The following is a 7,978-nucleotide window of genomic DNA, read 5'->3' as shown; positions in this document are numbered from 1 at the left end:
AGGGCGGCGCCCCCACCAGGGGCGCCGCCCTTCCGCACGTCCGGCAACTCCGAGCGGGAAACGTCGCCACCTTCTGTACCTCCTCCCGTACAGTGCGTGACGACGATGTCGGCCCCTACCCCCGGCGCGCCGGACGACCAGGAGTGCATGGTGGAAATCGCAACCGACCCAGGCTCCCCTTCTTCCGCGCGCGGCATGCTGCGGCCGGTGCCCGAGGCTGCCCCTGAACTGGTGGAGGAGTGGCGTGAAGGGGGAGGCGAGCTGGTCGAGTTGCTGTCCCGGGTGCGCGAACGGGTCGGCGGTGTCGCCGCGTTCCGCCTGGACCCGTCCCGCGCCCTCACCGTCCTCGTCACCGACCCGGCCGCGGTGCAGCACGTACTCGCCAGGCGCCCGGAGCGGTACGTCAAGCGGTCCCATCGCGCCCGCCTGCTGATCGGGGACGGCGTCATGGCCGCCACCGGCGCGGCCTGGAAGCGACAACGCCGCCTGCTGCAGGCGCAGTTCACCGGCGCCGGCATGCGCCGCTACGAGCAGCGGATCACCGCGGCGGCCCGGACGACCGCCGAGCGCTGGCGGAGCTACGCACGCACGGGGGAGGTCTTCGACGTCGGGCAGGAGATGCACCGCTTCGCCCTTGACGCCATCTGGCGCTCCCTCACCGGGCACCCGCTCGACGACGGCACCGAGTCCGAACTGGCCGCCGTACGGGCCGTGGGAGCGCGGCTTCCCACCCTGCCCGCCGATGCCGCCGAGGCCCGCGGTGTCGTCGCCGCCGACCTCGCCAGGATCGACGAGGTCGCCCGTCGGGCCATCGAGTCGGCCCAGGGCGGGACGGCCGGGCCCGACGGTCCAGGGCTGGTGCACGTTCTGACCGACGCCGCCGCCGAGCATCCCGCCTACACCGACCAGCTGATCCGTGACGAGCTGGTCACGCTCCTGGCCGCCGGTCACGAGACCACCGCCACGACCCTGACCTGGCTCCATCTCCTCCTCGACCGACACCCGCAGGCCCGGAAGCAGGCCCTCGCCGCCGGCGCCGAGGGCTCGGAGCAGCGTCGCCGGGCCGTCCAGGCCCTGATCCACGAGACGCTCCGGCTCTACCCGTCCGCCTGGCTCCTGCCCCGCCACGCCGCCGAGGACGACATCCTCGCCGGCTACGCGGTGGAGGCGGGCACCGACGTCCTGGTCTGCCCGTACCTCACCCACCGCGATCCCGAACTCTGGCCGGATCCGGCGCGCTTCGACGCCGGGCGCTTCATCTCCCCGGACGGACGCCCCACCGGGCCGGGTGCCTACTACCCCTTCGGGATCGGACCGCGCGCCTGCCTCGGCCTGCAGTTCGCGCTCCGCGAGTCGACCGTCCTGCTCGAGCACCTCCTGCCGCACCGTCCCCCAGCCTTCCTCTCCACCCCCGCGAGGACGGAGTACGGCATCACCGTCCGCCCCGAAGGTCCCGCCCCCGCGACCCTGTCACGCCGTTGACCACCCGGCGTACGCATCACCAGGCGTACGCATCACCACTCGCCACGGCCGTCGAGCCAGGAGGACCGCCCCGCACGTGCTCGCCGGCGAGGCAGCGGGGACGTCGGCGCACGCGCGGGTGGAGGCGATCAGCCGCGGTCGAGCCGCGGCAGCGACTCACACAGGCGCTCGGGTATTTCCGGCACAATCTTGCGGATCCCGGCGCACCCCGCCTCGCGGTTCGCAGCCACCGGCCGCCAGCCCAGGGACTCGGCCCGGTAGAACCAGCGCTGGGAGACGACGGAGGGGGTGCATCCGTCACCGATGTCGCCGCACGCCGGCCCCATCCGGGTCGACAGGTCCAGCACCAGCCACGTGTCGTCGCAACCCCGCTCTTCCCAGCTCGTGTGCTCGGGGATGTCCGTGTCGTTGACCGCCTGCTCGTACGAGGACGGAGTGCAACGCGGCGGCGTGGGATCACAGCCGTTCTCACCGCACTCCCGCAGGGTGGATGGCGTGGCACCGACGGGGGTGTACACCTCCATGTTGTTCACCATGACACGGCGGGAGGCCAAGGGCTCGCCCAGCTTCACCGTCGCTGTGACCCGCCGAGTGCTGGTGCAGCCGGAAGCGCGGTCCGAGGAACGGCTCTCGTACGTGACCCCCACGTACACCGTGCCGTGCTCGACGGTGTCCAAGTCACCGCGCAGACCCCGCACGCAGTCGCGTGCCCCGTCGGGCACGTCGACGTCGACCACCAAAGACCTGCCGCCGTCGGTGGTCCGGATGCCGTTGACGCGACTCGGAGCGGCGAGCGTCCACGTGGCGGCCGTGGCGGTGCCTGTCGTTTCCTCATCGGTCCCGGCGGTCCCGGAGCCGCAGCCGGCGAGGATCACCAAGGCCGTGCCGAGCACGACCACCCGCATCGCCCGCTGCCACATACCGTCCCCCCGTCCGTCGAAGAACCGTAGCCCAGCCTGCCCCTCGGTGCCCCTCACCGTCATCTCCCGGCCGCCCGCAGGGCAGTTCCTGGCTGTGCACGTTGCGGCATGCTGAAGCGCTATCCACACACCGGAGGAGTCCCCGCATGTCCACCCACCACGGCATCGACTACATCGAACTCGGCGTGACGGACCTCGCCGCGGCGAAGGCGTTCTGCACGGCCGCCTTCGGCTGGGCCTTCAACGACTACGGCCCTGCGTACGCGGGCATCGTCGCCCCGGACCGTGAGGGCGAGGTGGGAGGGCTGAACACCGCTCGTGAGCCGGGGCGGACCGGCCCTCTGGTCCTGCTGTACTCGCAGGACATCGACGCCACGGCTGACGCGATCACCGCGGCCGGAGGAGAGGTGGTCGAGGGCCCGTATCCGTTCCCCGGCGGCCGCCGGCTGCACTTCGTGGACCCGAGCGGCAACGAGCTGGGGGTCTGGGCGTCCGCCTCGCAACAATGAGGGTGTGGCAACGAGCGTTCGCAGCGCTCCACGTGACGCAGACGTGAAGGTGGCCCTGAAGCGTGTGACGTGTGCTGAACCGCCGTGGCCGACCGCCCGGCGGTGCTCCGGCCCGGGGACTCCGCCTCCACGACGGCGAAGCGCAGACACGAGGCCGCTCCGCGGCGGCCGGGACGGGTGCGGCGGGCGGTCCAAAGGACGCCGCCGTCACGACGGCGGCCCGGGCCGCGGGTGTTCCGATCACCGCCGCCGCGGAGGTCGCCGGACCGGCGACAGTCCGGTCAACGGCTTCGCACGCCCGGCCGCTCGTGTCTGCCGACCGGCCGAGGGCATGGCGGTGAAAACCGGCTGCGTGGGCGCGGCAGCACCCGGCACACTGGGCGCCCGGCCCCGTGCGACTCGCGCGGCGGGCCCGCGTCCACCCCTTCTGGAGTCACCCCCTTGCAGGCAGCTGTCGCCGTCACGCCCTCCCACATCCCGGAACTGCTCCTCGGCCTGGCGACCGTGCGGCCGGTGTTCCTCTGGGGCGCCCCCGGCATCGGAAAATCCTCCCTGGTGCGGCAGTTCGCCGAGTCCCTCGGTCTGGAATGCGTCAGCCTGCTCGGGACGCAGCTCGCCCCCGAGGACCTGATGGGCGTGCCGCAGATCCGCGACGGCCGATCGGTGTTCTGCCCGCCCGAGGCGATCGCCCGCGACGAGCCGTACTGCCTCTTCCTGGACGAGCTCAACGCGGCGACCCCGGACGTCCAGAAGGCGTTCTACTCGCTGATCCTCGACCACCGCATCGGCGAGTACGAGCTGCCCAAGGGGTCGATCGTGATCGGCGCCGGGAACCGGGCCACCGACTCCGCACTCGCCCGCCCCATGGCGTCCGCGCTGGTCAACCGCCTCACCCACGTGCATCTGGAGGCATCCGCCAAGGACTGGCTGGTCTGGGCCGCCGGCCACGGCATCCACCCGTGGATCCTGGACCACCTCACCGACCGCCCCGACCGCCTCTGGTCCCGGCCGCCGAAGACCGAGGAGCCGTTCTCCACACCGCGATCCTGGCACATGCTCTCCGACGCCCTGCACTCCTTCGGCCCGGACCTGAGCGAGGAGACGCTCAAGGTGCTGGCGCACGGCACGCTGTCACCCACCCACGCGGTGGCCTTCTGCGGCTACGCCAAGCTGGTCCGCAGCCGTTTCGGGATCGAGGCGATCCTCCGGAGCGACGCCCGGTGGCCGCACCGCCCGGAGGACCGGGACCTGCTGTACTACCTGGCCGACTCCTTCCGCGGCAGGCTGCTCAAGGAACTGCCGGCGAGCAAGGAGCACCTGTCGGCGAACGGCCGGCAGACGGCGTACCAGGCCAAGTCGCTGCTGGTGCAGCTCGCCGAGATCTCCGTCGAGGTCGCGCAGACCGTGATCGCCCCGGACGCCGACGGCAACCCGGTACTGCCCGCCTGGTTCCTCGTGGAGGCGGCGCGCGACATGCCCCGGCTGGTGGAGGCACGGCGATGAGCCGTGTCCAGGGCCGCCGTGGCCGGGGCGCGGTCCGGAAGGACCCGGCCGAGGAGGCGTTCGACGCGGGGCTGCGCCTGGTGCGGGCCAACCCGGCGCTGGCGTCGGTGGAGTTCAAGGTCTGCCGGCAGGAGGAATGCGCGCCGCGCGACGGGCTGGTGCGCGTCGACTCCAACGGCGCACTGCACACGCACCCGAGGAGGACCGCCGAGCCGGCCGCCTGGGCCTGGGCGCTCGCCCACGGCATCATCCACCTGGGCTTCGGCCACGTCCCCACGGGCAACGGCACGCGGACGCAACCGGACCGTTTCGACCTGGCCGCGCGCTGCGTCGTCGTCAACCGTTTCCTGCTCGGCTTCCCCGTCGGCCTGTCCCCGGAAGACCTTCCCGCCGTCCACCCGGACGGCGACGAGGACCAGTTGGCCGCCCGCTGGCGCCGGGACGGGATTCCGGAGGCGTACCGTCGCTGCGGCACCGCGGGGTCCGCACCGGACCAGGTGCTGGTGCCGTGGACGGGGTGGGGCGCCCGGCTGCCCGACTGGCAGCTCGCGTTCGCGGCCGGGCTGACCCGCACCATGTCCGCGGCGATGGACCTGGCGGGCGGTCGCCGCGACTCCCTGGACGGCGAGCGGACGCCCCGCCGGCCCTGGGAGCGGGCGCTCGACTGGTTCATCTCCTCGTACCCGCTGCTGGGCGGCATCGCCGCCGGCATGGCGATCGTCGCCGACGCCGAACTCGCCCGCGCCCACGGCATCTCCATCGCCGCCGTGGACGCGGAGGCGGGCGAGATCTACGTCAACCCGTTACGGCGCTTCGACGACGCCGAGTGGCGTTTCGTCCTCGCCCACGAGATGCTGCACGCCGCCCTGCGCCACCAGGACCGGCGCGGCGGCCGGGACCCCTTCCTGTTCAACGTCGCCGCGGACTACGTGATCAACGGCTGGCTGTGCGAGATGGGCGTCGGCAGCATGCCCGAAGGACTGCTCCACGACCCCGGTCTCGCGGGGCTGTCGGCGGAGGAGGTCTACGACCGGCTGGCGACCGACCTGCGCCGGATCCGCCGGCTGGCCACCCTCCGCGGCAAGGGCGTCGGCGACGTCCTGGGCGGCCCGCTCGGCGACCCGCGCGCCTACGTGGACCTCGACGAGTTCTACCGTCGCGGACTGGCCCAGGGGCTCGACCTGCACGAGAGGGAGCGGCGCGGGTTCCTGCCCGGCGGCCTGGTCGAGGAGATCCGCGCGCTGAGCCATCCGCCGCTGCCCTGGGACGCCCGGCTGGCACGCTGGTTCGACGAGTTCGTGCCCCGCCCGGAGGCGGTGCGGTCGTACGCCCGGCCCTCGCGCCGTCAGGCGTCGACGCCCGACATCCCGCGCGCCGGACGGCACTTCCCGCCCGAGGAGGTGGCCCGCTGCACCTTCGGCGTGGTGCTGGACACCTCCGCTTCCATGGACCGGACGCTGCTCGGCAAGGCGCTGGGCGCCATCGCTTCCTACGCCGAGGCGCGCGACGTACCGGCCGCCCGGGTGGTGTTCTGCGACGCGGCTCCGCACGACGCGGGCTACGTGCCCGTGGCGGACATCGCGGGCCGTGTCCGGGTGCACGGGCGCGGCGGCACGGTCCTGCAGCCGGGGATCGATCTGCTGCACCGGGCGGACGACTTCCCGTCGGGCGCGCCGGTGCTGGTCGTCACCGACGGCGAGTGCGACGTGCTGCGAGTGCGGCGGGAGCACGCCTACCTGGTCCCGCCGCACGCCCGGCTGCCGTTCACCGCACGGGGGCCGGTGTTCCAAGTGCGGTGAGGGCACGACCTCCCTACGGGATCAGTGGGATCCCGTCCGACGGCAGCCCCAGGCGGTCGCAGCCCACCCGCCGGGCCAGAGGTTCGGCCATGCCCACGGCGACGTGCGTGCGATAGGTCGCGGCGTCCCTGAAGTAGCGCTGCATCCGCTCTCCGTCCCGCCCGTGCCGGGTGCCCGCCGTGCGGAAGAGGGGATCCTGGAGCGCGTCCCAGGCCAGTTGCCCGGCGGTGAGGAAGATCTGCGCGAGCCGGTGGTCCTCGGCCTTGGTGAACGGGGCCTCGCCGGACACGTTGCGCCGGCAGGTCTCCGTCCAGTCGTCCGCGGCTCCCCGCAGAGCCGCCTCGGCGGTTCGGATGCGGCCCAGCGCCTCGCCCAGATGCTGCTGGAACTCGGGCAGGTCGGAGCGGGTGCGGCCCGGATCGAAGGTCAGCGGCCGGGAGCTGATGATCCGCGCGTACTCGTCGGCGGCCGCGTACGCGGTACCGACCATGACGGAAGCCAGCTCCGCGTGGAAGAAGCTCGCCACCCGCGCCGCGTACATGGGGTTGCCGTGCAGCGTGCTGCCCACCGTGCCGCCCTCCACCGGCAGGTCGAGGAAGGAGGCCTCGCAGGCGAAGTGGGCGGGTATCCGGCCCCGGTCGATGTGGACGCTGTTGGAACCGGTGCCACGCATGCCGAGGACGCCGTGCCAGTCGTCGAGCACCGTCCACACCCGCCGCGGGGCGACGAACAGCAGCAGCGGCCCCGGCGGGCCCCCGGGAGCGGAGGGCGCGCTCAGGGTCTGCCCGATGAAGTGGGTCGAGTACGGCGCCCCCGACGCGTACGACCAGGTGCCGTCGAGAACCAGGGAGCCCTCGCCGTCCGGCTCCGCGACGCCGACCGGGGGCAGGGTGGAGGCGGCACGGAAGTCGCCTTCGTCGCCGAAGAGTTCGTCCTGCGTCTCCTGGGGGAAGAAGGCGGCGGCCTGCAGCACATGGGCGGCGGTCAGCGACAGCGCCCAGCCGGTGGAGGGGCAGCCACGCGCGACCTCGACGACGACCTGCAGGAAGGTCGGCAGCCCGAACTCGTAACCGCCGTACCGGCGTGGCTGCAGGATGCGGTAGAAGCCGGCGCGCAGGAAGTCGTCGTGGGTGTCCTTCGGGTAGTGCGTCAGCCTTTCCGTCTCGGCCTGGCGTTCCAGAAGCGCGGGCCGCAGGGCGACCGCCCGCTCGACGACCTCGCGTTCGGTCAGCTGGGGCTCCGGGGCGGCGATCACGGTCTCCTCCAAGGGGCAGGCGTCGGCTCTCACGCGAACACGAGCGATTGAACACGCTTCGCACTCTCCGCACAGCGGAAGAAAACGGCCATTTCCTTCGCGGGGTGCGGGTGTGCCGGGTGTGCGGAAGGGCGGCGCCCGGGGTGGGGGCGCCGCCGCCCTTCGAGTCGCGTGGTGTCCCGCGCGGGCCCTGGGCGACGACGTCCTCGCGGCCACCCACCTCAACTATCACGCCGGGGCGGTCCTGCTGTGCGACGGCCGCCCGCGGGGCAGCCTCCCCCTCACCGCCGAGGCCCTGGCGGCGGCCCGGCGCGCCGGCGATCTCGCCCAGCAGGGCTTCGTCACCAAGCAGAAGCAGTTGGAGCCGCCGAGGTCCGCGAGCGCATCGGCTTCGACCTGAGCTTCGACGGAAAGGGCCGCGTGACCAGACTCCAGTCCCTGTACACCCCCTGGCCTCGGGCCTGCGAACTGTCGCGCGGAAGGGCGGCGCCCCTGGTGGGGGCGCCGCCC

Annotated in this window: 7 protein-coding genes; 5 read left to right on the top strand and 2 right to left on the bottom strand. The window is 73.1% G+C overall.

The window, feature by feature from the left end; genetic code table 11:
* The first annotated feature begins 147 nt into the window (after positions 1 to 147).
* Complete coding sequence (locus ABT026_RS31910) at positions 148 to 1,482, top strand: cytochrome P450 (protein ID WP_502968094.1); 1,335 nt, start codon at positions 148 to 150, stop codon at positions 1,480 to 1,482.
* 128 nt (positions 1,483 to 1,610) lie between these two features.
* On the opposite strand, the gene ABT026_RS31905 is transcribed toward ABT026_RS31910, so the two are convergent.
* A complete protein-coding gene (locus tag ABT026_RS31905) occupies positions 1,611 to 2,459 on the bottom strand; it encodes a hypothetical protein (protein WP_351118691.1) in 849 nt (282 codons plus the stop codon).
* An 89-nt stretch (positions 2,460 to 2,548) separates the two neighbouring features.
* Between ABT026_RS31905 and ABT026_RS31900 the strand changes: the two genes are divergently transcribed.
* The 3 genes from ABT026_RS31900 to ABT026_RS31890 all read left to right on the top strand — a co-directional run bounded on the left by ABT026_RS31900 (position 2,549) and on the right by ABT026_RS31890 (position 6,213).
* A complete protein-coding gene (locus tag ABT026_RS31900) occupies positions 2,549 to 2,911 on the top strand; it encodes a VOC family protein (RefSeq protein ID WP_351118690.1) in 363 nt (120 codons plus the stop codon).
* Between the two features lie 441 nt (positions 2,912 to 3,352).
* The gene (locus tag ABT026_RS31895; RefSeq protein ID WP_351118689.1) at positions 3,353 to 4,414 is read left to right on the top strand and encodes an ATP-binding protein; all 1,062 of its coding nucleotides are present in this window, start codon (positions 3,353 to 3,355) and stop codon (positions 4,412 to 4,414) included.
* Complete coding sequence (locus tag ABT026_RS31890) at positions 4,411 to 6,213, top strand: vWA domain-containing protein (protein WP_351118688.1); 1,803 nt, start codon at positions 4,411 to 4,413, stop codon at positions 6,211 to 6,213. The genes ABT026_RS31895 and ABT026_RS31890 overlap by 4 nt, the downstream gene beginning before the upstream one ends.
* Before the next feature lie 13 nt (positions 6,214 to 6,226).
* Here the strand turns inward: ABT026_RS31890 and ABT026_RS31885 are convergent, their stop codons facing one another.
* Positions 6,227 to 7,501 (bottom strand): acyl-CoA dehydrogenase family protein, encoded by a 1,275-nt coding sequence (locus ABT026_RS31885; protein WP_351118687.1) that lies wholly within the window; start codon positions 7,499 to 7,501, stop codon positions 6,227 to 6,229.
* A gap of 79 nt (positions 7,502 to 7,580) precedes the next feature.
* Here ABT026_RS31885 and ABT026_RS31880 point away from each other — a divergent pair, with 79 nt between their 5' ends.
* Complete coding sequence (locus ABT026_RS31880) at positions 7,581 to 7,868, top strand: hypothetical protein (protein WP_351118686.1); 288 nt, start codon at positions 7,581 to 7,583, stop codon at positions 7,866 to 7,868.
* The last annotated feature ends 110 nt before the right edge of the window (positions 7,869 to 7,978 follow it).

It is taken from the genome of Streptomyces sp. NPDC002734 (genome assembly GCF_040295685.1).
GTDB lineage: Bacteria > Actinomycetota > Actinomycetes > Streptomycetales > Streptomycetaceae > Streptomyces.
The sequence above is the reverse complement of the archived record's forward strand: the minus strand, read 5'-3'. Positions and strand labels throughout refer to the sequence as shown.